Origin of the sequence: Ruegeria sp. HKCCE4148, assembly GCF_017872495.1 — a bacterium.
GTDB lineage: Bacteria > Pseudomonadota > Alphaproteobacteria > Rhodobacterales > Rhodobacteraceae > Ruegeria.
Genome location: NZ_JAEDOS010000006.1, coordinates 1 through 24,708, shown reverse-complemented (window position 1 = coordinate 24,708; position 24,708 = coordinate 1). Strand labels below are relative to the sequence as shown.

Below are 24,708 nucleotides of genomic sequence, written 5' to 3'. Positions count from 1 at the left end.
TTTTTCATAACATATCGAACTTTAACTTCGATTGTTTCGCATTAAGTGCAAGGTTGTTGAATTGTCGAAGTTTAAGCCTCTTCTTTCCCGCTTAAAACACGGTCGAAGGAGCAAGCATGGCAGGGCATCGCGTAAAGCGGGGGGGTCGACGCGAGCGGATGGCTCAACGTGCGTCAAAGCCCGCGATTGATCCTTGTCCGCCGGGACAAATCGGCGGCGTCTACAAGCCGCTGAGTGACACAGACCTTCACCGGATTTTCGACACAGCTTTGGATCTTCTGGAAAAGCTCGGTTTGGGCGAGGTGCCTGAGCGCCTGCACGCTGATCTTCTGGCGGTGGGTGCGATCGACAATGGCGAAGGGCGCGTGTTGTTTCCACCGGCTTTGGTGAATGAAGCCATCGACCAAGCGGCCAAGACTTTTACGCTTCATGGCAGGGATCCTGCGCGGTCAATTGAGGTCGGCGGTAACAAGGTCTATTTCGGTACAGGTGGAGCCGCTGTGCAGACACTGGACTTGGACAGCGGTACTTATCGGCCTTCAACTCTGAACGACTTGCACAACTTTACCCGGCTTCAGGACACGCTTGCCAATGTCAGTTGGTACACGCGATGTTGTGTTGCCACTGATGTGCCCGAAAATTTCGATCTGGACGTCAACACCGCATTTGCGTTGATCAAGAACACAACCAAACCAACGGCAACATCGTTCACGCTGGCCGAGTATGTGGCCCCAATTGTCGAGATGCTGGACATTGCAGCTGGTGGCCCGGGCGAGTTTTCCAAGCGACCATTTATGAAGGCACATATCAGCCCGATGATCTCACCCATGCGCTACGGTGAGGATGCGGTGGATGTGGTTTATGAATGCATTCGACACAATATCCCGATTTCTTGTATTACCGCGGCACAGGCGGGGGCGACTGCACCGGCCACGCTGGCCGGGTTCCTGGCGCAATCGCTTGCAGAGACGCTGGCCAGCCTGCTTATGGTGCATGCAATCCGGCCAGGATTTCCAATGGTATTCTCCAACTGGCCGCTGGTCATCGACCTGCGCACTGGCGCATTCTCAGGCGGCAGTGGCGAAACGGCGGTGCTGAATGCCGCATCAGCTCAGTTGTCGAATTGGCTGGGCCTGCCCTCGGGCATTGCGTGTTCGATGACCGATGCTAAGGCCATTGATGCCCAGTATGGTATGGAGAAAGGCCTGACCTCGATGGCGGCTGCCTTGGCCGGAGGCAATCTGATTTATGAAAGCTCAGGCATGACCGCCTCATTATTGGGGTCCAGTTTCGAAGCGTTTGTTCTGGATGACGAAATGCACTCGAACACGTACCGCGCATTGCGGGGGATCGAGGTGAGTGATGAAAACCTTGGGTTCGATGCGATCTGCGATGCGGTTCTGGGCGATGGCCATTTTCTAGGCGGTCAACACACCTATGCTGCGATGGAGCGGGACTATTTCTATCCGTCACTTGCCGACCGTGATGAGCCGCGCACATGGGCAGAAAACGGGGCTCAGGATGCATGGGCACGTGCCCGGATCCGAGCGCGGGAAATCCTGACGGTACACAACCCACACTATCTGACACCCGAGCAAGAGCGTGAAATTCGCGATCGGTTCAATATTTTGCACCCGTAGCACTTGGGCATTATCTGACAATGAGCAATTCAGTCAGCTGAGAAGTCGGAAGCTTTCGGCCAGCCAGGGCTTGCTCTGGGTTTGATGAGAGATAGCGTGCTCGGTGATCAGATTGCGCATCTTCTGGTCGACCAGTTCAAGCAGCGATCTGGAACAATCCGGTGTTGCGACGATGGCCAATGTGCGCGCGAAACTCTTACCGGGAAAACGATGCATGCTTAGGCTATTTTGAAACCGTTTGGCGCGGGAAAACAACAAAGGCGTCGTAATGGTCCATCCGGCACCCGCCGCGACCATTGCCATCAGTGTTTGATTGTTGCTGCATTCGAAGTTCGAAACAGAAGACAGACCGAGGCGGCGCATCTGCGACTCAATTTGCCGGGCAATGATCAGGTTGCTTGAGAATTTCAGAAAAGGCAGGGTACTGCGGCCGTCCACGATGTCTTCCACTGGGTCCTCGCACGTTCGTGGTAAGACCACAACAAACGGATCGCGCAGCAGAGGCCGCTCCTGCAGGTCACGCGCACGTTCAGTCGGAGATGTCGTGATCCCCAGATCAAGGTGCCTGTTGCGCAGCATTTCTATGATCGTGTGACTCGAGTCCGTTTGATACATGAAATTGCAACTTGGCATGTACTGCGACAGGAAAACGGCCAGTTCGGGCATGATGTCGCTGTCGAAATCTTCAATTGACCCAACCCGCAGCAAACTTGCCTCGGCTATGCTTCCGGCAGACGCCTCGGCCTTGGCCTTGCGAATGGCGAACAGGGCTTCGTCAATATTGCGCAGAAACACCTCTCCTTTAGGTGTCAGAACCATGGGCCTGCGAGAGTGGTTGAAGAGCTCGACCCCCAGATGATCTTCGAGATTGCGCAGGTGATGCGAGACCGTGCTGATGGTCAATCCCGTTTGTTTTGCGGTTGCCTGAAGCGATCCCTGGTGTGCGCAAATCTGGAAAAGTTCCAACCATTTGAGACTGAGATCTTTGGCGGCTGATTGGCGGGGCATATCGGTCTTTCCGGCATGTTTGAAAAAAGTGGCCTATTGTTTCGAAAGTATACAAGTTTTGTTACCATTTTTCGCAGCAATTCGATGATCTTTGGCCAACGGAAAACTCAGCAACCCATTTCACGACAGCCGACTTGGTTTTTCTCATGGCCGTGTGCAAAAACAAGAAGTTGGATCGCCTTGCGGTTTCGCCTCTGGTGCCCCTGACTTGGTCTATTGCTGATTGCGGTTCGCAGATCCGGCGGTAACCGCCCTCTGGCGGGCCTGGTGGGGCCAAAGCATCAACATTCGTTGAAATTTGATCTACTAACGGAGTCCTCGACCAACCAGTTGAAAACCAAGGCGGCGCGATCCGATGAGGTGTTGTGTAGCACCACGTAGAAATCAAGCGGGGCTGACAGTGTCTGCGGTAAAAGCTTGGTCAACTTGCCGGATGTGATCAAGCCTGCGGTCAGGCCTTCCCACCCCAGCACGGCACCCATGTCATCCTGTGCAGCTTGCAGGGCAATGGTGTAGTTGTTCACCCTGTGCCCCGATTTAAGCGACCCTGAATATCCAAGGCCGGCAGCCCATTCCTGCCAACCTGTCCAATCGGTGCCAGGTGCGTCCAGATGTATAAGCGGGACTTTGGACAGGTCCTGCAACTGGTCGATTTTGTGCTGCCGGACGAACTGAGGGCTCGCCAAAGCCATGATCCGGTCCCGAAACAGCACCTGACTTGTACCGCGTTCCCGAGAGGCATCGCCGTAACGGATACTGATGTCGCACTTTTGTGTGTCATACCCCAGATCGGTGACAACCTGAGTAACCGAGATATGCCCGTAGCTTTTCCAGAATTGCGCCAGTCGCGGTGTCAGCCATAGCGAACTGACGGCCGTGCTGGATCGGATCGTGACACCGGAGCGATCGTATTGTGAGCGCAGCTGCTTGAGCGCCTCGCTGATGCCTTCGAAACCGCGTTGCAGCGCTACCAGCAGATAGGCTCCGCTTTCGGTCAACTCGACCCCTCGATGGTGGCGGTGAAACAAAGCGCAATTGAGTTCGACCTCCAGCGCTTTGACCTGATGGCTGATGGCGGCGGGCGTTACGTTCAACTCAGTCGCGGCCTGTTTAAAGCTGACATGGCGTGCCGCGGCCTCAAAACTGATCAGTGAGCTGAGCGGCGGCAGTTCGTATGGGCCAATGGGCAAGGTGATCTGACCTGTATCTTGCAGTTTTAAGTTATTTTCCTCGTCATAGGATTATTCGCATTAGCTGAATTTGCCCAGAGTGAAAATTTTTACAATTGCCATCCTCGCCCATGAACGCGATGATTTGGCCAAAGAAGCACGTGTTGCACAGTGTCCCGGTCAAACCGAGTACCCGCCCGGCGGGACAACGTTGGCCGGGATTTGGCGCGTAACGGAAGAGGAGAATTCAAATGCAGTCACATGCAGAAGTGGTTGTTGTCGGGGGCGGGTGTGTCGGAGCCTCGATCCTGTACGGCCTGACCGAACATGGGTGCACCGATGCCGTAATGCTGGAACGGACGACATTGACCTCGGGCTCGACCTGGCACGCGGCCGGTCTGCTAGTGACTTTCGTGCGCTCGCACAATGTGTCGAAGATGACGATGGAAACCATCCGCATCTATACCGAGGTCGAGGAAAAGATGGGCAGCTCGGTCGGGTTGCGGAAAGTCGGTCAGCTGCGCGTTGCAAACACCGAAAAGCGCTGGGACGAGTTCCAGTCTTATATCTCGATCGCCGAGGCCGCTGGTGTGCCGTGTAAGCTGTTGACTCCGGAAGAGGTGGCCGAGGTTCATCCGTTGCTGAATCAGTCTGAACACATCCGGGGCGGTATCCTGCATACCGAAGACGGCTATGTGAACCCCGCTGACATCACCATGGCGATGGCAAAACTGGCGCGTGATGCAGGGGCGAAAGTTTATCAGAACACCGAAGCGCAGTCTTACGAAAAGTTGGAGAACGGGCTTTGGAAAGTGACCACCGACAAGGGTGAGATCACCTGTAAGCATCTGATCTTTGCCACTGGCAACTACGCGCGCGAAAACGCGCGGCGGGTGGGGCTGGATCTGCCATGTATTCCAATCGTACACCAATACTGGACCACCGAGACCGTGCCGCTGCTGAAGGAGCGTCGTGCACAGGGGCTGCCGGAATTCCCGATCCTGCGCGACGAGGATTATGGTGCATATCTGCGCGAGGATGTGGGGGGCATTCAGTTTGGACCCTACGAATTCACCAAAGACCTCAAGCTGTTTGCCGAAGACCGTGTGCCGCCCGACTTCGGCGCCGATCTGCTGCCTGAGGATTTCGACGCGGTGGAAACCCAATGGGAGCGTGCCATCGAGCGTGTGCCGACTTTGGGCGAGGTTGGTATCAAGGCCAACACACGCGGCCCGTTCCAGATGACACCGGACGAATTGCCTTTGGCGGGCCCTGCCCCCGGGCATGAAAACCTGTGGCTGGCCGAAGGGATGCCGGGAGGTATTTTGTGGGGCGGGACAGTCGGCAGTCGCCTGGCGCAATGGATTGTAAATGGCGATCCGGGTATGGACATGTCCGAACTCGACCCACGCCGTTTTTCCGACTACGCTTCGAAACGCTGGACCATGGACAAGGTGCGCGAGACCTGGGGCACCCATATGGACGCGCATGTTCCAGGAGAGGACTTCCCGGACGCGCGCCCGATGAAAACCATGGGGTCTTATGATCTGCTAACCGCGCACGGCGCGGTGTGGACCAGCTTCAACGGATACGAGTTCCCCCGGTGGTTTGCCAAATCCCCCGAGGAGGCGATCCCCGAGCACTCTTTCCGGCGCACCAACCATATGGAACTGGTACAGGCCGAGGTGCGTACGACCCGCGAAGAGGCCGGGTTCATCGAAATGTCGCCGATGACCAAGTTCACCGTGCGCGGCCCCGGTGCCGCAAAATGGCTGGACAGTCTGATGGCCAACAAATTGCCGAAGATTGGCCGCATGACCCTGTCGCTGATGTTGAACGACAAGGGCGGTATGGATGCGGAATACACCATCGTTCGATATGCCGAGGATGATTTCTATCTGATCTCGACCCCTAACTGGCGAGCGTACAACTGGGATCAGTTGCAGCGCCTGCTGCCCAAGGATGGCTCGGTCATGATGGAGGATATCTCGGAACAGCTGGGCGTTATTGCTTTGGCCGGTCCGAAAGCTCGTGAGATCCTGCAACCGCTGACGGACAACGACCTGTCGAACGAAGCTTTCCCGTGGCTGTCTGCGCAGATGGGTGAGGTGGGCTATGCCAAAGGTGTTAATCTGCTGCGCGTCTCGTATACCGGCGAGCTGGGATGGGAGCTGCACCACCCGGTCGGATATAACCGCCATTTGGTCGATCTGCTTCTCAAGGCTGGGGTGAAGCCCTTTGGCCTGGAAGCCTTGGAGTCGATGCGGCTTGAGAAATCCTATCGGGCGATCAACCGCGAGATTTGCAAGGATATGACACCCTACGAAGCTGATCTGGGCCGCTTTGTCGCCATGACCGAGAAAGTCAATGGCGAGGTGGTCGAGCGGGAATTCATCGGCAAGGCTGCGTTGCAAAAGCAAAAGGCAGAGGGTGGTTACAACACGCTGGTGACTCTGAAACTGCCGTTCTGCGATACCTCAGTCATGTTTGACGAAGGCGTCTATGCCGATGGCAAGCTGATCGGGCGCGTCACGTCGGGTGGATTTTCCTACTACTGCAACCACGACATCGCGATGGCCCTGGTGCCACAGGGCATGACCGCACCGGGTACGACAATGCAGGTGCTGATCCACAATGAAATGCGTGATGCCGAGGTGATCGACATCTGCGCTGTTGACCCGACCAGCGCACGCGCCCGGGCCTGAGAAGGAGAGCTGAAATGGCACAAGCAAGAGGACGGTCCAGCCGTGGCGGTGGGCGCGCGGCACGCGTTCAGGCCCGCACCAACCCACCCCCGGTCTATTTACCGACCCTGAACCGCAAGATTGGGCCGATCGATCTGCTTGGCCCCGAGGGGGTCGAGCGTATTCACAATGCCGCAATGACCATTCTGGAAACCACCGGCATTGAATTTCGCGATCCGGTGGCTTTGGCGGACTGGAAAAAATACGGCGCAGATGTGCAGGGCGAGCGCGTCCGGATCGGGCGCGACATGCTGATGGACCTGATCTCGTCAGTACCTTCAGAATGGGCTTATGCGGCACGCAACCCAGAGCGGTCTTTGCGTGTGGGTAACGAACACTCGGTCTTCGCGAACGCCTATGGCGCACCTTTTGTCTATGATCTTGACGGCGTGCGCCGCCCCTCGCAGTTGGAGGATGCGCAAAACTTCTTCAAGTTGAGCCAGATGAGCCAGTCGATGATGGTTCCGGGTATTCTGCCGGTGGAACCGCAGGATGTTCCGGTTCCGCAGCGCCATCTTGAGCTTGTGCATGCGGCGTTGACGCTGACGGACAAGCCGATCAAAGGTTCGGTATTGTCAGAGCAGGCAGCACGTGACTCGGTGGACATGACCCGGATCGTGTTTGGCGCAGAGTTTGTAGACAATAACGTAGTGATGGCTGCGCTGCTGAACTGCAACACGCCGCTGGTCTGGGATGAGACCATGCTGGAAAGCTTGCGCGTTTATGCTGCGGCCAACCAGCCTTGCCTGCTGTCGCCTTTCGTTTTGGCGGGGGCTTCAACGCCGGCCAGCCCGCAGGGTGGTGTGGCATTGCTGATTGCGGAATCCTTGGCGGGCATGGCCTATAGCCAGATCATCCGACGCGGCGCGCCGATGGTTCTGGGCGTGGCAATCATGGGTGTGTCGATGAAAACCGGCGCGCCGATGATGGGGTCGCCGGAGCCGGGTCTGATGAACCTGTTGGTGGGTCAGATGGCGCGGTTCTATCAGGTGCCCTGGCGGACTTGCACCATGTGGACCGGGTCAAAGTCACCCGACATGCAGGCCGGCTTTGACACGGCCAACACGATGTGGCCCGTGCTGCTTGGCGGGGCGAATTACATTGTGCACTCTGCCGGTTTTCTGGAAGGGGCGTTGGGGGTCAGCTACTCGAAATGGGTGCAGGACACCATGCAGCTTGAGAATTTCCATCGCTTTTTCAGTGGGCTTCAAGAGGAAAACCTGGATCTGTTGCTAGACGACATCGCCCGGATCGGCCCCGGAGGGCATTTCCTGGGTACGGACCACACGCGTGAAAACCCGATGCATATGAATCACTTGCAAAACAACGACAGTTTTGAACAGTGGGAAGCCGAAGGTTCGAAGACGGCAGAGGTTGTTGGCAATGAAGCCGCGCGGCGTATGCTGGACAACTATGTGCAGCCTCCGATGCCTGACGATCAACGCGGTGCGCTGGACGAGTTTGTTGCCAAAAAGCGCCGGGAATACAGCAGTTAACCCTGACGTGGGCGCTGACGCGCCCCGTTGAACCACACAAGGACAGGATCACCCCAATGACGGAAATCTCGACGAAGACGCTCTCACTCGAAGAGGTCAGGGAATTGGCCAGATCGATCCTTGTGGCAGCGGGTATGGATGCGCAAGGCAGCACCGTTCTGGCGGATATCGTCACCCGATCCGAACGGGACGGTCCCCGCAGTCATGGGTTGCGCATGCTACCGGTTTATGTTCAAAGTTTTACTTCTGGCTATGCCAATCCGGCGGCGTCGCCCAAGGTTGAGCGTATTGCGCCCGGTGTTTTGCGCGGGGATGGCGACAACGGGTACTATCAACTCGCAGCGGGGATGGCGCGGGACGAGTTGATTGCCATGGCCCGAGAAAACGGCATTGCCGCTTTCACTTGTGCCAATTGCCATCACCTGGCTGCGCTGCGTTTTGACACCGAACCTCTGGCCGAAGCGGGTCTGGTGGCGCTGGGCGTTGTGAACTCATTGTCAACGGTGGTGCCACAAGGCGGAGTGCGCCCGGTTTTCGGGACCAATCCGATGTCATTTGCGTGCCCGCGTGAAGGGGCTGAGCCGATTGTTTGGGATCAGGCGTCTTCGATGGTTGCGCTTATGGATATTCGCATGGCGGCGGCCGAAGGGCACGATCTGCCCCGCCCGGCGGGTTTGGCGCCGGATGGCCAACCTACGGCCGATCCGAATGCCATTCTCGAGACCCGCAGCCTGTTGCCCTTTGGCGAGCATAAAGGGGCCGCGATTGCCTTTCTGATCGAAGTTTTAGGCGCGGCGCTGGCCGGTGGCACCCTGTCAGTAGACAATGCCAAACGTGTGGAGCACGGCGCTTTGAACATCAAAGGCGGCTCCACTCTGATCGCGATTGATCCCACGCGCTTTGGGAACCCGGGTTTTGACGACTACGTCAAACGCATATGTGCCGAAATCGACGGCAACGGCACGGCTCGCGTTCCAGGTGACGGACGGTTGAAAAATCGCGCCGCTGCGCAGGAAAAAGGCGTGGTTGTCAGCGTAGAGTTGCTGTCACAGCTGCATGAAATTCAGCAGGAAAGCCTTTAAATGTCAGAAGTTGCGGTTGTCGGCGGCGGTATCGTCGGCATTTCCTGTGCTCTGGCGCTTCAGTCAGAGGGGCACCAGGTCACGGTTATGGAACCCAACACCGTTGGTGAGGGGGCCAGTTGGGCGTCGTGCGGCTGTATTGCGGTGGGGGAAATTGTTCCTCTATCGCAACCCGGAATGATGCTGAAAGTACCTGGGTGGTTGCTGGACAGCGAAGCGCCCTTGTCGTTGCGTCCAAGTTCAGCGTTGAAGTTATTGCCGTGGTTCTCACGGTTCACCGCCAACGCCCGCCCATCAAAAATGCGTGCCATTGCCTCTGATCTCGCGCGGCTGACATTCTCGGCCACCGCGGATTTCAAGGCGCAATTGCAGGACATCGGCGAACCTGAAATGCTGATAGAGCGACCCGTCATCAAGCTGTTCGACGATGATGCCGCCAATGCGACCATGGGGGCGGCTTTTGATCTGGCGCGCGAACTTGGCTGCACCATTGATGAAATCTCGGGCCATGATGCACACGAGCTTGACCCAGCGATAGCGCCCGATTTCAAATATGCGGCGGTGTTGCGGGACTGGAGTTATGTGACGGACCCTAAACGCCTGGTCGAAGCCTTGCACCAGACATTTTTGAAACGAGGCGGAACTGTAAAACGGGTAGGGGCCGTAGGGTTCGACCGCGAAGGCCGAAAGGTGCAATCGGTTAAACTGACCGACGGAACTGAGTTTTTTGCAGATCAATTTGTCTTGGCTGCGGGTGCACGATCCAAAGGCTTGGCGAAAGATCTTGGCGTACCAATTCGACTGGAGGGTGTGGCAGGGTATTCAACGGCATTGTCAGATCCGGGTGTGGAGCTGAAACACACGATTTTCTACCCTAAAGGCGGGTTCGGCGTTACGCCGTATGACGGAGCTCTGGCTGTCGCGGGTACAATCGAGTTCGCCAGTTTGGACGCAGCACCAAACTGGAACCGGGCGGATGTGCTTGTGCGACGGGCGCATCGGATCTTGCCCGGCCTGAAGACGGACGTTGCCGAGCGTCGCGTCGGCTATCGCCCCTTCACTCCGGACACGCGACCGATCATCGGGCGCAGTCATCGTCTGGACAACGTCCAATTCGCCACCGGGCATGGTCAGCTTGGGCTGACTTTGGCTGCCACCACCGCCCGGTTGGTGGCAGATAACACGGCTGGGCGGAGACTTCATGTCGATGTAAAGGCTTTTTCACCTGATCGTTTTTCCTGAACCAGGCGCGAAGCTTGATAAGCTGTTGCGGTGAGCGGAATTCAGTAGCGGCTCAGGCCAGCCGCGCGCCATGTGTGTCGAAGCGATAGCTGCGATCTGGCGTATAGCCAATCTGTATCTCTTGGCCCGTGTCCACGTGATGCTGGCCAAAAAGGCGGGCTGTGACCTGATGGCCTTGCATCATCGCGATCACATTCGTGTCTCCGCCCAGATGCTCGACATGGGTCACTTTTGCGGCAAGCGGACCGTCATCGGCCAGAAAGAGATCCTCGGGGCGGACGCCCATTGTGATGTCCGCGCTGTCGCCAACCACGCTGGCGGGGAAGAAATTCATTGACGGTGCGCCAAGGAAACCGGCGACAAACTGATTGGCAGGATTGTTGTACAGCTCCATCGGGCTGCCGACCTGCTCAACGCGCCCATCGCGTAGCACGACGATCTTGTCTGCCAAAGTCATCGCTTCGGTCTGGTCATGGGTTACATAAATCATCGAAGCGTCCAGCTGCTGGTGCAAATTCGCGATCTCAAGCCGCGTGTTCATACGCAAAGCCGCGTCCAGATTTGATAGAGGTTCGTCAAACAGGAACAGTTTGGGTTCGCGAACAATCGCGCGACCGATGGCAACACGCTGACGCTGACCGCCGGACAGCTCGGACGGGTAGCGGTCGATGTAAGGTTCAAGGTTCAACATCTTGCTCGCCTTGGCGACACGTTCATCAATGACCTGCTTAGTTTGGCCTTCCTGTTTCAGCGCCAGTGACATGTTCTTTCGCACATTCAGATGCGGGTAGAGCGCATAGCTCTGGAACACCATCGCGATACCGCGCTTGGAGGGCGGTGTGAGGTTCATCAGCTCGCCGCCAATGCGCACTTCGCCCGATGTAACATCTTCCAGACCTGCGATCACGCGCAATAGGGTGGACTTGCCGCAGCCCGAGGGGCCGACGAAGACGACGAACTCGCCGTCTTCCACTTCGATATTGATGTCCTTGAGAACCTCGACATTGCCAAAGGACTTGTTCACGTTCGTAAGCGTCAGGGCGGTCATTGGTGTGCCTCTTTCAGCGAAATGGGTTGGCCAGTACGGATGCTTTCGTCTGCTGCCAGACAGATGGCCAGCGATTGCACGGCGTCGTTCATGTGGCGGGTCAGATCGATATCCTCGACAATGGCGCGCAGCATATAGGCCTGCTCTGCGTCGCAAAGCTCCTGATGGCCGGGTTCATCGGGCATGTCGATCTGACTGTCCCCCTCGGGGCGGTGGACCAGAATGCCGCCGACCTTGGTGTGGCCGTCGATATCTGAGGATGCGCCCTCGTTGCCATCGGTGATCGAAACCGACCCGTTGGGCGAGACGATGTCTTTCACGAAAAACGCGGTCTCAGACATCATCGGGCCCCAACCGGCCTCGTACCAACCGACCGAGCCGTCCTCAAAGACCACCTGAAACTGTCCGTAATTGTACATGTCTTTAGCGATCTCATCGCTCAGGCGCAGCCCCATGCCATGTACGCGCACCGGGTCTGAGTCCGTGATCTGGCACATCACGTCGACGTAGTGCACGCCGCAATCGACGATAGGAGAGGTGGTCTGCATCAGCGCCTTATGCGTTTCCCACTCGGCCCCGCTGCTTTGCTGGTTGAGGTTCAGGCGAAACACATATGGCCCGCCAAGGTCACGCGCCTCGGAAATCAGGCGCATCCACGACGGGTGATGGCGCAGAATGTAGCCGATCACCAGTTTGCGGTTGGTTTGGGTGGCCTTTTCGACAACGCGTTTGGCATCGGCCACTGTGGTGGCCAGTGGTTTTTCAACGAAGACATGCGCGCCGGCTTCCATTGCGGCGCAGGCATAATAGGCATGGCTGTCGGAATAGGTGGCGACAACCACCAAATCCGGATTTGTTTCGGTCAACGCAGAGTGGAAATCCGAATAGGCGGGATAATGACCCAACTCGGGATGCTCCACATGACCGGACCTGTTCACCAGCCCCACGATTTGCGCGTCCGGATGCTGGTGATGGGCCAGCGCGTGGCTTAGGCCCATATTGCCAAGGCCTGCAATCAGAACTCGGGTCATTTGACAGCTCCTGAAGTGATGCCGCGGATCAGTTGGCGTGAGAAGATGACGTAGAGCACCAGCACCGGCAGGATCGCCATCGACAGGGCAGAAAGAACCGCATTCCAATCGGTGACGAATTGACCGATGAAGACCTGACTGCCCAGCGTCAGGGTCTTGGTCTCTTCAGCGGGGGCGAGGATCAGCGGGAACCACAGATCATTCCAGATCGGTATCATGTTGAACACAGCCACTGTCGCCATTGCCGGGCGCACTAGCGGAAGGACAAGACGGAAAAAGATTGTGTATTCAGACAATCCGTCGACACGGCCCGCATCTTTCAGGTCGTCCGAGACCTGTCGCATGAACTCGGACAGGATAAACACCGCCAACGGCAATCCTTGTGCCGTGTAGACAAGGATCAAGGCCCAAAGCGTGTTGACAAGCCCGGTGGCCACCATCATCTCGAGGATCGCGACGGTACCGATACGGATCGGAATCATGATCCCAAGCGCCAGATAGAGACCCATTAGCAGGTTGCCCTTGAACCGGTATTCACTGAGGGCAAAGGCCGCCATGGCACCAAAAAGCAGGATGAATGTCAGCGATACCACCGTAACGATCATCGAATTCTGGAAATAGAGGAAGAAATCCCCTTGTTTCATCACCGTCTGGTACCCGATCAGCGAAAAGCTTTCGGAATCGGGTAGGGCAAGCGGTTCACGGAAGATGGCGCGGCGGGTTTTAAAGCTGTTGATGATGATGACGAAGACCGGGAACAGGGCGATCAGCGTGTAAAGGATCAGCGCCCCATGCATGGCGGCTGTGTTCAGCGGGTTTTGGCGTGCTTTGTTCATGGCCATGCCCTCACAACTGGTACCTGCGCATCCGGGTCTGGATGCCGAATAGGTAGATGCAGACCCCCACGAGGATGATCGCGAACATGGCCCCTGCGATAGCGGATCCCATATGCGGATCACCCAGTTGCAATTGGAAGCCAAAGAAAGTGCGGTACATGAATGTACCAAGGATGTCGGTTGAGAAATCCGGCCCTGCCAGTGCCCCCTGAGAGACATAAATCAGGTCGAACGCGTTGAAGTTACCTACAAATGTCAGGATTGAAATGATTCCGATAGACGGCAGGATCAGCGGCAGTTTGATTTTCCAGAACGCGGAAGCTCCGGTAATCCCGTCAATCTCTCCGGCCTCTAGGATTTCTTCCGGGATCGACAGCAAGGCGGCATAGATCAACATCATCGGGATGCCGACGAACTGCCAGACCGACACCAGCGCCAGCGTTGTCAGTGCGTATTCTTCTTTACCCAGCCACGGTGCAAACAGTGATTTCAAACCAATGGCGTCCAGCATCGACGGAGCAATGCCCCAGAGTGGTGACAAGATCAGTTTCCAGGCAAACCCAACGATCACAAAGCTTAGGATCGTGGGGATGAAAATGGCCGAACGGTAAAGCGCGGCGAACCTCAGACGCGGATGTGACAAGATTGCTGCCAAGGCGATGCCGATGGGGTTCTGCACGAGCATGTGGATCAGGAAAAACCAGAAGTTATTTCCCAACGCGTTCCAAAACTGTTCGGACCAGATAGGGTCGAAAAACAGCGTGCGGAAATTCTGTATGCCCACATAAACGCGCGTCTGATCGACCTCGGTGAACAGTGCGAGGCGGAGCGTGTTGAACAAAGGGAAGATCATCACCCCCGTGTAGACCAGAACCGCAGGGGCAAGGAAAACGACGATATGCCAGCGTATGCGGCGGGTCTGCATGTTGGTCTCCGGGAAAAGGACCGGACGCGAAATCCCGCGTCCGGTGATGGTTAGCTGTCAGGTTTTACTGATGCGGCGCGTACCAACTGGCCAGACCGTCCTGCAGTTGCTGGCCCAGAGCCTCGGGGTTTTCGGTGCCTTTTATAGCAGCAACAGATGCGCCCCAGGTTTCATTTTCTAGATTCGGTGTGCCGCGCGACAGGATCTGGTAGGTCGAACGGATCGTGCTTTCGCACTCATCTCGCCAGCCCACGATTTCTTTTGCCAACGGGTCTTCCAGTTCGACCGGAGTGTTGGATAAGGGGAAGAACCCAGGAACCGCGTTGCCAAAGATGCTGGCGAATTCCGGGCTGGCGACCCAGGACAGGAATGTCCGCGCGGCCTCTTGGTTTTCACTGGCGGCATTCAGGCCGATGCCAATATCGGTGTGGTCCGAGATAAAGCAGGTGTCACCTGCATTCTGGACCGGAGGCTTGAAGGCACCCATTTCGAAATCGGCCTGCGTGTTAAAGCCAGCGATTTCCCAACTGCCTGCCGGATAAATCGCGGCGCGACCGAGGGTGAACAGGTTCTGACTGTCAGGATAGGTCTGTGCCTCATAACCGTCCCCCAGATAGTCCGCCCATTTAGCAAGTGTTGCATAGGGTGCAACCCATTGCGGGTCGGTCAGTTTCTGCTCGCCTTTGATCAGCGCCTGACGGCCTTCCTCACCTTTCCAATAGTTCGGGCCGATGTTGTTGTAGCCCATCGTCGCGGCTTCCCACTGGTCGTTGGTGCCCATCGCCATCGGGATATAGGTGCCGTCTTCCTTGATCTTGTCCAAAGCAGCAAAGAACTCGGCCTCTGTGGTGGGGACTTCAAGGCCCAACTCGTTGAAGGCGTCTTTGTTGTAAATGAAGCCGTGGATCACCGACGCCATCGGCACGCAGAAGCTGGCGGATGCGTCATCGGTCTGCCATGCGGATTTCGCAACATCTGAGAAATTGCCCATGGCCTCGAGGTCGGACAGGTCGGTGAGATGCCCGCTTTCGTACAGCGCCAGCGAAGCATCAAACGGGCGGCAGGTGATCAGGTCGCCGGCCGATCCGGCCTCAAGTTTCGAGTTCAGAACCGCGTTGTACTCGGCAGGCGCGGAGGGTGAGAAGATAACCTTGATCCCCGGGTGCTCTGCTTCGAACGCTGGAATGATCTTTTCCTGCCAAAGGGCCAGGTCGTCGTTGCGCCAGCTTTCGATTGTCAGCGTAGCCTCTTGCGCATAGGCGCTTGTGACCAGCGCTGTGGTCATTAGTGCCAAGCTTAAAACTTTGCGTTTCATTTGGTTTCTCCCAGGTTGATGTTATCGTTTTTGTGTTTCAGTCGATTCATTGCGCGACGCAGATGGCCGTTTTCTTCATTCAGCAACGCGTGTGCAGCCTCGGCAGACCTGGCTCCAGCTGCAACAAGCGCGCCGATTTTGAGGTTGCCGTCAGCGGCGGTCAGCGCCGATGCGGCTTGTTCCGAGGTAACACCTGTCAGCTGACGCACGATTCCATTGGCGCGGGCGCGCAGTTTGTCATTGTCGGCACGCAGGTTGATCATCATGCCGTCCTGAATATGCCCCAACTCCATGGCCATCAGAGTCGATAACATGTTCAACGCTATTTTTTGCGCCGTTCCCGCGCCCATTCGGGTTGAGCCGGAAACCAGTTCGGGTGGTGTAGGCAGAAGGATCGCGTGATGTGCCAATTGCAACAGCTCGGTGCCTGCGTTGTTGGCGATACCTATAACTTTGGCGCCCTTATCGCGTGCGATACGCGCTGCCGCGACCGTGTATGGTGTTGTTCCGCTTGCCGATACAGCGATCAGAGTATCCCGGACGGTCAGGTCGGCAAGTTCATCTGTGAGAGTGGTCGAGATATCTTCGACGTCGCCAGGCATTTCCGCGTTGGAAGGTAAGCCACCCGCCATGTGGATGCGAACCTGATGTGCCGGGATTGAAAAAGTGCCCCCAAGTTCAAGCGCGTCTGCCGCAGCCATCAACCCGGAAGAGCCAGCAGCTAGATAACGCAGAACGCCTTCTGCCCGGATCGTTGCGGCCATGGTCACAGCCCCTTCGCAGATCGGGTCAACTGTGTCCAGCGGCGCCGATGCAGCCTTTGCTTGCGACTGTGCAAGAAGGGCGGCGACATCCGACAGCGGTCGCGCGTCCAGCCCGATCGCGTTTGGGTGCAACTGCTCTGTCACAGGCGTGTTCAAGTGATTCTCCCCCGGTCTATCGGCATCATACCTTTTAGATACCATTAGTCTACCACTTTGTTTACGGCATTAGAAAATACCAATTTTTCGATATCAGGTCACGTTTTGGCCTTCTAAATTTAAAAAAGGTATTATAAAGGTCTCTTCATGACTAGCGGCTCTGACAATCTGATTCTGGCAATAGATGGTGGTGGCACGCGGTGCCGCCTGGCCCTGTTCGATGGCGTTCAAACTTGGCGGGTTGAGGTTGGATCGGCAAACGTATCGACCGATTTCGAAACGTCCTGTGCGGAGCTTGTGAGTGGACTGGCTGTCCTTTGCAAACAGGCTGGTATTGAACTTGCAGAGATTGCACGAGCGCCAGCATACGTGGGCTTGGCGGGCGTCACCGGACAAGCCATTGCTGACCGTTTGGCCGCAGCCCTGCCATTTGCGCGCGTGCGCATAGAAGATGATCGCCCATCTGCTCTGCGTGGCGCGCTGGGGCCGCGTGACGGGTTTGTCGCGCATTGTGGCACCGGATCTTTTATAGCTGCGCAGCGAAGTGGAGCGACCGCCTTTGTCGGAGGATGGGGGCCGGTCTTGGGTGACCAAGCCTCGGCCCAGTGGGTCGGCAAGCGCGTTTTGTCGGAGGTGTTGGAGTGCGCTGATGGCATGCGTGCGGCGTCTGAAATGTCCGAACACTTGCTGCGCCAATTCAATGGGACCTCTGGTGTCGTAAAAGCCGCATCTATGATGACACCCACTGAGTTTGGCGCTTTGGCACCTGTCGTCACGCAGTTTGCAGGGCAGGGGGATACAGGTGCACAATCGATTATGCAGGCGGGCGCCGACTATCTGGCGGATAGGCTTGTGAAGATGGGTTGGAGCCCTGGTGCTGCAATTTGCCTGACGGGCGGAATTGGCCCGTACTATTCCACGTTTCTGCCTGAGGACATGCAGCAAGCCTTGGTGCAGCCATCAGGTGATCCACTGTCAGGCGCGATCGCTTTGGCGCAGGCTTTCAAAGAGGAGATCGAACATGAGCGTTGTTGATTTCCTAAGGCCCGAGGGATGGCTGGGGCAGACCGCCGGGCCACGTTATGTGCAGCTGCGCCAGCGGCTTGAGCAAGGCATCGAAGAAGGTATCCTGCCGCCCAACAGCTCTCTGCCGCCCGAACGTGAGATTGCAGAGTTGACCGACCTGTCGCGTGTCACTGTGCGCAAGGCCATTCAGGAACTGGTGCGCAAAGGGACGATAGAACAGCGGCAGGGTTCAGGCTCATTCGTGCGTGAACCAGTCGCCCGGGTCGAGCAGTCTTTGTCACACCTGACTTCATTTACCGAGGACATGGAGCGGCGTGGTTTTGAGACGACCTCAACCTGGCTGGAACGCGGAATTTTCCTGCCAGCACCGGACGAGATGCTGGCACTGGGTCTATCGGCCAATGATCAAGTTGCGCGAATTCACCGTCTTCGAGCCGCCGGAGGACGCCCGATGGCTCTGGAGCGCGCGGCGCTTCCTTTGGATATCCTGCCCAATCCGACCGAGGTGACCGGGTCGCTTTATGCCGTTCTGGAACGATCGGGCCATCGCCCGGTGCGTGCGATCCAAAAGATCTCGGCCATCAATCTTGAAGCAGCCGAAGCGCGTTTGCTGGACGTTGCCGAAGGAACCGCCGGGCTACGCATCCAGCGCACGTCATATCTGGAAAGCGGGCGTGTCGCAGAACTTACCCGATCCATTTATCGCGGCGATGCCTACGACTTCGTGGCCGAACTGCGCTTGTCAAACTGAAAGGCCGGACCTGATGTCCAACCAACTCACACTCATGCGACAGGAAATCAACGAAATTCCCACCGCCGTTGACCGTCTGCTGACTGACGGTTCCGAGGCGATCAAAGCAGCCGCACTTGAAGTGCGGTCGCGCGATCCGCGCTTTTTGATTTCCGTCGCGCGCGGTTCGTCCGATCATGCCTGCAGTTTTCTGAAATACACTTCTGAACTGCTGCTGGGCCTACCTATGGCCTCGGTGGGTCCAAGCGTCAAATCGATCTACGGTGTGGATATGCGCTGTCCCGATGCGCTGTGTGTCTCGGTTTCCCAATCCGGTCAGAGCCCCGACATCGTACGCCTTACACAATCACTGACCCAGGGCGGTGCCTATTCGGTTGCAATCACCAACGACACCGGCTCGGCCTTGGCGAATGTTGCTTCAGCCGCGTTGCACATTCATGCAGGGCCGGAACTGAGCGTTGCCGCGACCAAAACATTTGTGACTTCACTGGTTGCCGGGCTTTGGTTGCTGGCTGAGATTAAGGACGACGCCGCATTGTTGTCCGCGATCCGAAATCTGCCAAAAGACCTGGAACGAGCCATAACCTGTGATTGGGGAACGGTGATCGACGCGATCAATGGTCAATCGCTGTTCACTTTGGGGCGCGGAACGACTTGGGCGATCTCGAACGAAGCTGCGTTGAAATTCAAGGAAACCTGCCAGATCCATGCCGAAAGCTACTCCTCTGCAGAGGTGCTTCACGGCCCGGTTTCCATTGTGGATCAAGGCTTTCCGGTGCTTGCCTTTTCATCCGGCGACGCAGCTGAGGACAATTTAGCCGAAGTTGCCGATGCTTTGGCAGCCAAGGGCGCAAAGGTATTTGCAACAACGGATCGCGTGAAGGATGCGGTGTCGCTGCCACATGTTCGGACCGCGCATTGGATGACCGATCCTGTCGCCTCTATCGCATCTTTTTATAGTATGGTTGAAATCGTTGCCACCCGCCGTGGTATCAATCCCGACACACCTCGCCATCTTCGGAAAGTGACTGAAACGGTATGAGTGGCTCGATCATCACCTTTGTGGGCGGACCGATCTTTGACGGAAGGACGCTGTTTTCAAACCACGCCGCCCGGTTTGTAGATGGAACGCTTGACGCGATCGTACCTACAGATGATCTGCCATCGGAAACCCGGACCGAGGATCTGGCCGGTGACATTCTTAGCCCCGGTTATGTGGATCTACAGGTGAATGGCGGCGGCGGCGTGATGTTCAACGACGACCCATCGGTCGAGACGTTGCGGCGGATCGCTCGGGCGCATCGCGGGTTGGGTACGGTTTCTATTCTGCCGACCCTGATCACAGGCACGCCGGAAAAAACCACAGCTGCCATTCGAGCCGCGATACAAGCTGTACGCAGCCGGGTTCCGGGCATCGCTGGGCTGCACTTGGAAGGCCCGCATTTGTCAATACGCCGCAAGGGTGCCCATGATGGCGCACTAATCCGCCCGATGGAGAGTGCCGATCTGGACCAATTGTTGACAGCTGCCCGCGACTTACCTGCGCTGATGGTCACATTGGCTCCTGAAAATGTCGCGATTGATCAGGTCGAAGCTTTGACCAAGGCAGGGGTTATCGTCTCGCTGGGTCACACCGACGCCCCGTACGACACATGTGTGGCTTACGCGAAAGCCGGCGCAAGTTGCGCAACGCATCTGTTCAACGCAATGAGCCAGTTTGGCAGCCGCGAACCCGGTTTGGTGGGCGCAGTGCTTTCGACTGGGAACCTGTCTGCCGGGTTGATTGCGGATGCTGTACATGTGCATCCGGAAACGATGCGAGCCGCTTTTAAGGCCAAACGCGGGCCAGGAGAGATTTTTCTGGTGAGCGATGCGATGGCAGTGGCCGGAACGGATCTGAAAGAGTTTTACCTGGAAGGGCGGCTTATCCGGCGCGAAAAGGGCAAGCTGACATTGCAAGACGGCACTTTGGCTGGAGCCGATCTGGACCTGACCACGGCCATTCGAAACCTTACAACAAAGCTGGGTATGCCTTTGTCACAAGCGTTGACGGCAGCAACCCGTGTGCCGTCCAAATTGATTCATAAGGGATCATATGGGCAAAAGCCCTCGCTTTCCGAATTGATACGGATCGCGCCGGACCTCTCGAAAGCTATGCCGGTTCAGCCCCACTCTGCTGTTGCTCCAGCGGGTTCTTAGTTGTTGGCCGAGGCTTTAAGCCGAAGCATCGACGGACAACTGCTTCGTGGACAACAGCCTTGGTCATAAAGGCCGTGCTGAAACTAAGCCTCAACCGAAGTCTAAAGCGTTTCTTGCTGTTTTATATGTTCGATGAACAGTTTCAAAGGCATCATTGATCTGTACTCCCGAGGAAAATACAAGAAAATCCCGGGTGTTAGGCCAAGATGGTCTTCCAGAACAGGTTTCAAGAGGCCAGCATCGATTTCGGCCGCCACATAGGCCCTGAATGTGTACACCAGCCCCAACCCTAGCTTTGCCATATCGACCGAGGCAGGTAAGGTGTTTGTAATCAGATTTCCTTGTACTTGGACGGAATACGAGCCGTCTTTCGAGTTAAAACTCCAAGGCGCAATCTGGCCGGAGGAGTGAAACCTGTATCGGACACAGTTGTGTTCAAGAAGATCGCGCGGTTCTTTGGGCGTGCCGTGGGCGGTGAGGTACGCAGGGCTGGCTGTAACGGCAACGGGCAATGGTCGAGTAAGCCGAACCGCAACCATGTCTGGTGCAACACGGTCCCCTAGACGGAAACCGGCATGCAGTTCTTCGCCCAGAATGTCCGCAAGCGCATCCGTCAAAGACAGTTCCAACTCGATCTCGGGGAACTTGGCGCAAAAGCTGTTCAAGATCGGGCTCACGTACAGATGGTAGGCAAATTCTGGCATTGCCAGCTTAAGGGTGCCACGCGCGGCATGACCCGTGCTGCGCGCGCTTTCAACGGCCTCGGACAATTGGTCAAAGGCCGGGCCTGCGCCGCGTATAAGCGCACGTCCGGCTTCGGTCAGGCTGATCGAGCGTGTCGTTCGGATGAATAGTGCGGTGCCGAGCTGATCCTCCAGTGACTTCAACTGATGGCTCACTGTCGACGGTTTGACGCCAAGCGCTTCGGCTGCAGCTCGCAGCGACCCCTGTTGGGCTATGGCAGTGAAGACTTCGAGCGTCGCGAGCGGTAAGCGCATGGGATCTCCGTTCCAGAATATTATTCGAAATAATACATGAAAGAAGTGAAAGTTGAGGGAATTATCTTTCAAGAACGGAATAGTTAAATTCTCGTCATCACGGCATGGACCCGTAGAAAGCAGTGCTGTCGCCAAACGCCCGAGCGCCAGAGAGGACGAAAATGAAAACCCTGACCAAAACAGTAGCACTCACCATCGCAATCATAGCTGGAGGTAACGCCATGGCCGCCTCGCCGGAAGAGAACATCAAAGTGGTGCAAGATTTCTTTGCCGCCTATGGGGCAAATGATCTGGATGGCATCGCCGCCGTAATGGATGAAGAGGTCAAATGGCACATTCCCGGCCGTCATCCGTTGTCCGGCACTAAATCTGGGCGTGATGAGGTGCTTGCTTTCTTCGCGCAGTTGGGCGCAGCCGGGTTTCAGGCCGAGCCCATTTATTTCGGAGCGGATGAAACACATGTGGTCGATATTCACCGGGGTTGGTCAAATGCAGACGGCAAGCCAAATGTCGATACGACCTGGGCGCTGGTCTACCGTATCGAGGATGGCAAGATCGTCGAAGCGACCAACCTTTCCGCCGATCAGGATTCAGCCAACACGTTCTTCTGGTCGCAGTATAATCTAGCACCGTTGCCGGATCGGTTGGCTAAGTAACCCATGAAATGGCGACGCTCATGAACGACTATCCTGAAATTCGATCGTTTATAACAGATTGGTTCGCGGGGTTTGACCGGCTTGATCCGATTGATGCGTTTTTGCAAGACCTGCATCCTGACGTGGATTGGGACATGCCGGATATTGACGCTGCCCTTATAGGCCATGAACGGGTTCGCGCTTGGTACGCAAAAGTGCTTGCAACCCTGCAAAGCCCGACCGAACACCACGTGAGCAATATTGAGATCACGCCAGACGCGGCACAGTTCGAAGTTTTGTTTCGTGCCCAAACCATTGCAGGTGAGGCCATCGAAGCACGCGTTCAGGAAAACTGGCGGTTTGATGTGCGGCCAAACGGTCGCCCGTTTATCACATCTTATTCAGCGAAACTTCTGCAAGAGACAATCACATGAAAATCCTTGTCCTCACAGCACATCCGGACCTGAACACATCCCGCATAAACCGCGCCTGGTTCGACGCACTTTCGGACGCGAGCGACGTAACCGCACGTGATTTGACAGCCATCGGTGGTGCAGAGATGCGTTTTGACATTGAAACGGAACAAGCTTTGCTACTTTCGCATGACCGGATCGTGTTTCAGTTCCCGTTCTACTGGTATTCTGCACCTCCTGTCTTGAAAGCATGGATGGATCAGGTTCTGAGCTATGGCTTCGCCTACGGACCCGGCGGTAATCGATTGAAAGGGCGTGAGATTCTGATCCTGGTTTCTACGGGTGGCCCCGAGCACAGCTATCACGCAGGCGGTTACAACAACTATTCGATGGCCGAGTTTCTTAAACCTTACCAGCAGACTGCGAACCTTGCGGGTATGACGTATCTGCGCCCGTTTGTTGCCCATGGAATGGCTTTGGCCACCCAGGACCAGATTGAAGCGACCGTACCGGATATGTTGGCCCATCTGACTGACTCGGACCTGGACCCAAAAGTCAAACAGGCACACCTGTTGGAACAGCTTGAGGATGATCCGATCAAAGCTGCGGCCGTCAGTTGATCATGTACCCAGCAATCCCATTCGGGTCCTGCAACCCGCGTTGAATTTGCTGATCGTCTTTATGAGCGTCAGTGCGGGTTCTTTCCCGACGAAAGACATGTAAACTGCCTGCACGTCCATACTTGCCAGAGGGGACCGTGTCCGAGATTGACCCACTGAATCATTGGCTGATTTCCGAAGGGCGGCTGTTGGGGGATGAAACCGCAATCGTCAAAGGATATTGCGAAGGGCTTGTCCGGCTTGGTGTGCCGCTGGCAAGGGCGCGTATTGCGCAGAACTACTCGAACCCATTGCTCAGCGCTTGGGGTATAATCTGGACACCGGACAAAACCCGCCGTTACACGGTACCCACCACCGTGCTGTCGACAAGCGCATGGCATGGCAGCCCTTTTGAATACATCGTCACCCATCGTTGTCCGTTGCGTAAACGGTTATCGGATCTCAACCTTGCGACTGAGCACCCGATCTACTCCGAGCTTGCCGAGGCGGGTGCCACCGATTTTTTGGCCATTCCACTGGAACACGGAAATGGTTCGGTTCAAGGCACTAGTTTTACCTCGAATGCAGAAACAGGGTTTTCTGATGCGCATATCCGATACATTGAAGACTCTCGGTATGCCTTGGCGGCGGCCTTGGAACCCATCGCAATGCGTCAGTCACAAAAAAGCCTGCTGCAAACCTATCTGGGCCATGGTCCCGCTGAAGAGATCGGACAAGGGCACATAAAGCGCGGGGAACACAGAACCGTTTTTGCAGCGATCCTGTTTGCGGATCTCAGAGGGTTTACAGAAAAAGCCCAAGCCTGGCCCGAAGATCAATTGCTGGACATGATGGGCAACTATTTTGAAATGGTGGTTGCACCAATTCAGGATGAAGGGGGCGATGTGCTTAAGTTCATGGGCGACGGTATTCTTGCAGTTTTTGAGGCTGATAACGGCGACGAGGCGGCATGCCAATCCGTCGTCGCAGCCGCAAGTCAGGCATTGGTCAATCTTGATGCCTTTAACAAAACCGCAGGTGGCAGCGGCCGTAAGGAAATTGAATTTGTCATAGGTATCGATTTCGGGCAGGTCACATTTGGCAATATCGGCAGCCCTGACCGGTTGGATTTCACGGTCGTGGGGCAGACCGTCAACGTGGCCAGTCGCGTTCAGGACTTATGCAAGCAACTGGGCGAAAGGACGTTGCTGACCACACGTGTCACAAAGCACCTGAAAAACAGGGGTCAATCCGTCGGTTACCACGCTATCCGGGGATTGAGCGAAGACATTGAAGTTTTCAGAGTTCCCGCTCAGGTGTCCTGATGTCAAAGGCTTTAGACGTGAGTAGGCTATTCTATTAACGCTCGGAAAAGGCGTTGCGCATCGTCTGATGAATGGGTTTCAACATGTATGCGAGCAGAGTGTTTTCACCAGTATTCATTTCCGCCACCACCGTCATTCCAGCCAAAATTGGGCGCTTGTAAGCACCGGTTCCAACAAATTGATCGTTGAGTTGGATTGAAGCGCGAAAATAGGTGTCGCCGGTTTGATCATCTATCAGCGGAACCGGAGACGGCTCTGTTGCGAAGTTTCTGACAAAACGAAGAGTTGACACCGAACCCGCGGCCT

Annotated in this window: 22 protein-coding genes and 1 pseudogene; 13 read left to right on the top strand and 10 right to left on the bottom strand. The window is 56.3% G+C overall.

The window, feature by feature from the left end; genetic code table 11:
• Positions 1-116 precede the first annotated feature (116 nt).
• On the top strand, positions 117-1,640 hold the full coding sequence (locus I9187_RS16040) for a trimethylamine methyltransferase family protein (protein WP_209509784.1): 1,524 nt from the start codon (positions 117-119) through the stop codon (positions 1,638-1,640).
• A 33-nt stretch (positions 1,641-1,673) separates the two neighbouring features.
• On the opposite strand, the gene I9187_RS16035 is transcribed toward I9187_RS16040, so the two are convergent.
• Both I9187_RS16035 and I9187_RS16030 read right to left on the bottom strand, forming a co-directional pair.
• Positions 1,674-2,648, bottom strand: coding sequence for a LysR family transcriptional regulator (locus tag I9187_RS16035; protein WP_171180603.1), 975 nt, complete (start codon positions 2,646-2,648; stop codon positions 1,674-1,676).
• 281 nt (positions 2,649-2,929) lie between these two features.
• Positions 2,930-3,838: a LysR family transcriptional regulator gene (locus I9187_RS16030; protein ID WP_171180605.1), complete on the bottom strand. Its 909-nt coding sequence runs from the start codon at positions 3,836-3,838 to the stop codon at positions 2,930-2,932.
• Between the two features lie 230 nt (positions 3,839-4,068).
• Between I9187_RS16030 and I9187_RS16025 the strand changes: the two genes are divergently transcribed.
• From I9187_RS16025 to I9187_RS16010, 4 genes are read left to right on the top strand one after another with little or no spacing between them, the layout of a single operon-like run.
• Positions 4,069-6,522 (top strand): FAD-dependent oxidoreductase, encoded by a 2,454-nt coding sequence (locus I9187_RS16025; RefSeq protein WP_171238738.1) that lies wholly within the window; start codon positions 4,069-4,071, stop codon positions 6,520-6,522.
• 14 nt (positions 6,523-6,536) lie between these two features.
• Positions 6,537-8,057: a trimethylamine methyltransferase family protein gene (locus I9187_RS16020; protein ID WP_171180609.1), complete on the top strand. Its 1,521-nt coding sequence runs from the start codon at positions 6,537-6,539 to the stop codon at positions 8,055-8,057.
• A 56-nt stretch (positions 8,058-8,113) separates the two neighbouring features.
• A complete protein-coding gene (locus I9187_RS16015) occupies positions 8,114-9,139 on the top strand; it encodes an Ldh family oxidoreductase (RefSeq protein ID WP_171180612.1) in 1,026 nt (341 codons plus the stop codon).
• Positions 9,140-10,381, top strand: a complete 1,242-nt coding sequence (locus tag I9187_RS16010) for an FAD-dependent oxidoreductase (protein WP_209940245.1) — start codon at positions 9,140-9,142, stop codon at positions 10,379-10,381.
• A 52-nt stretch (positions 10,382-10,433) separates the two neighbouring features.
• Here the strand turns inward: I9187_RS16010 and I9187_RS16005 are convergent, their stop codons facing one another.
• The 6 genes from I9187_RS16005 to I9187_RS15980 form a co-directional block, all read right to left on the bottom strand.
• Complete coding sequence (locus tag I9187_RS16005) at positions 10,434-11,429, bottom strand: ABC transporter ATP-binding protein (RefSeq protein WP_171180617.1); 996 nt, start codon at positions 11,427-11,429, stop codon at positions 10,434-10,436.
• The gene (locus I9187_RS16000; protein WP_171180619.1) at positions 11,426-12,460 is read right to left on the bottom strand and encodes a Gfo/Idh/MocA family oxidoreductase; all 1,035 of its coding nucleotides are present in this window, start codon (positions 12,458-12,460) and stop codon (positions 11,426-11,428) included. Before I9187_RS16000 ends, I9187_RS16005 begins: the two co-directional genes overlap by 4 nt.
• Positions 12,457-13,296: a carbohydrate ABC transporter permease gene (locus tag I9187_RS15995; RefSeq protein WP_171180621.1), complete on the bottom strand. Its 840-nt coding sequence runs from the start codon at positions 13,294-13,296 to the stop codon at positions 12,457-12,459. The genes I9187_RS16000 and I9187_RS15995 overlap by 4 nt, the downstream gene beginning before the upstream one ends.
• Positions 13,297-13,306: 10 nt before the next feature.
• Entirely contained in the window at positions 13,307-14,221 is a 915-nt protein-coding gene (locus I9187_RS15990) for a sugar ABC transporter permease (RefSeq protein ID WP_171180623.1), read from the bottom strand.
• Positions 14,222-14,285: 64 nt separating this feature from the next.
• On the bottom strand, positions 14,286-15,536 hold the full coding sequence (locus tag I9187_RS15985) for an ABC transporter substrate-binding protein (RefSeq protein WP_209940244.1): 1,251 nt from the start codon (positions 15,534-15,536) through the stop codon (positions 14,286-14,288).
• Entirely contained in the window at positions 15,533-16,456 is a 924-nt protein-coding gene (locus tag I9187_RS15980) for an N-acetylmuramic acid 6-phosphate etherase (RefSeq protein WP_245223248.1), read from the bottom strand. Before I9187_RS15980 ends, I9187_RS15985 begins: the two co-directional genes overlap by 4 nt.
• A 147-nt stretch (positions 16,457-16,603) precedes the next feature.
• Between I9187_RS15980 and I9187_RS15975 the strand changes: the two genes are divergently transcribed.
• From I9187_RS15975 to nagA, 4 genes are read left to right on the top strand one after another with little or no spacing between them, the layout of a single operon-like run.
• Positions 16,604-17,491 (top strand): BadF/BadG/BcrA/BcrD ATPase family protein, encoded by an 888-nt coding sequence (locus tag I9187_RS15975; RefSeq protein ID WP_171180629.1) that lies wholly within the window; start codon positions 16,604-16,606, stop codon positions 17,489-17,491.
• On the top strand, positions 17,478-18,233 hold the full coding sequence (locus tag I9187_RS15970) for a GntR family transcriptional regulator (RefSeq protein WP_171180631.1): 756 nt from the start codon (positions 17,478-17,480) through the stop codon (positions 18,231-18,233). The genes I9187_RS15975 and I9187_RS15970 overlap by 14 nt, the downstream gene beginning before the upstream one ends.
• A gap of 13 nt (positions 18,234-18,246) precedes the next feature.
• Positions 18,247-19,275, top strand: a complete 1,029-nt coding sequence (locus tag I9187_RS15965; RefSeq protein ID WP_171236644.1) for an SIS domain-containing protein — start codon at positions 18,247-18,249, stop codon at positions 19,273-19,275.
• Complete coding sequence (gene nagA, locus I9187_RS15960) at positions 19,272-20,432, top strand: N-acetylglucosamine-6-phosphate deacetylase (protein WP_171180635.1); 1,161 nt, start codon at positions 19,272-19,274, stop codon at positions 20,430-20,432. The genes I9187_RS15965 and nagA overlap by 4 nt, the downstream gene beginning before the upstream one ends.
• Before the next feature lie 101 nt (positions 20,433-20,533).
• Here the strand turns inward: nagA and I9187_RS15955 are convergent, their stop codons facing one another.
• Complete coding sequence (locus I9187_RS15955; protein ID WP_209940243.1) at positions 20,534-21,430, bottom strand: LysR family transcriptional regulator; 897 nt, start codon at positions 21,428-21,430, stop codon at positions 20,534-20,536.
• Positions 21,431-21,591: 161 nt separating this feature from the next.
• Between I9187_RS15955 and I9187_RS15950 the strand changes: the two genes are divergently transcribed.
• The 4 genes from I9187_RS15950 to I9187_RS22215 all read left to right on the top strand — a co-directional run bounded on the left by I9187_RS15950 (position 21,592) and on the right by I9187_RS22215 (position 24,402).
• The gene (locus I9187_RS15950) at positions 21,592-22,086 is read left to right on the top strand and encodes a nuclear transport factor 2 family protein (RefSeq protein WP_209940242.1); all 495 of its coding nucleotides are present in this window, start codon (positions 21,592-21,594) and stop codon (positions 22,084-22,086) included.
• Positions 22,087-22,106: 20 nt separating this feature from the next.
• Positions 22,107-22,499, top strand: a complete 393-nt coding sequence (locus tag I9187_RS15945) for a nuclear transport factor 2 family protein (RefSeq protein WP_171180639.1) — start codon at positions 22,107-22,109, stop codon at positions 22,497-22,499.
• Positions 22,496-23,098 carry an NAD(P)H-dependent oxidoreductase gene (locus tag I9187_RS15940; protein WP_171180641.1) on the top strand — a complete coding sequence of 201 codons (603 nt, stop codon included), beginning with the start codon at positions 22,496-22,498 and terminating at the stop codon, positions 23,096-23,098. Before I9187_RS15945 ends, I9187_RS15940 begins: the two co-directional genes overlap by 4 nt.
• A gap of 137 nt (positions 23,099-23,235) precedes the next feature.
• Positions 23,236-24,402 (top strand): adenylate/guanylate cyclase domain-containing protein, encoded by a 1,167-nt coding sequence (locus I9187_RS22215; RefSeq protein ID WP_171180643.1) that lies wholly within the window; start codon positions 23,236-23,238, stop codon positions 24,400-24,402.
• Positions 24,403-24,436: 34 nt separating this feature from the next.
• Here I9187_RS22215 and I9187_RS15930 read toward each other — a convergent pair.
• Positions 24,437-24,708 (bottom strand): annotated as a pseudogene (locus I9187_RS15930) (hypothetical protein); the annotation flags it as partial.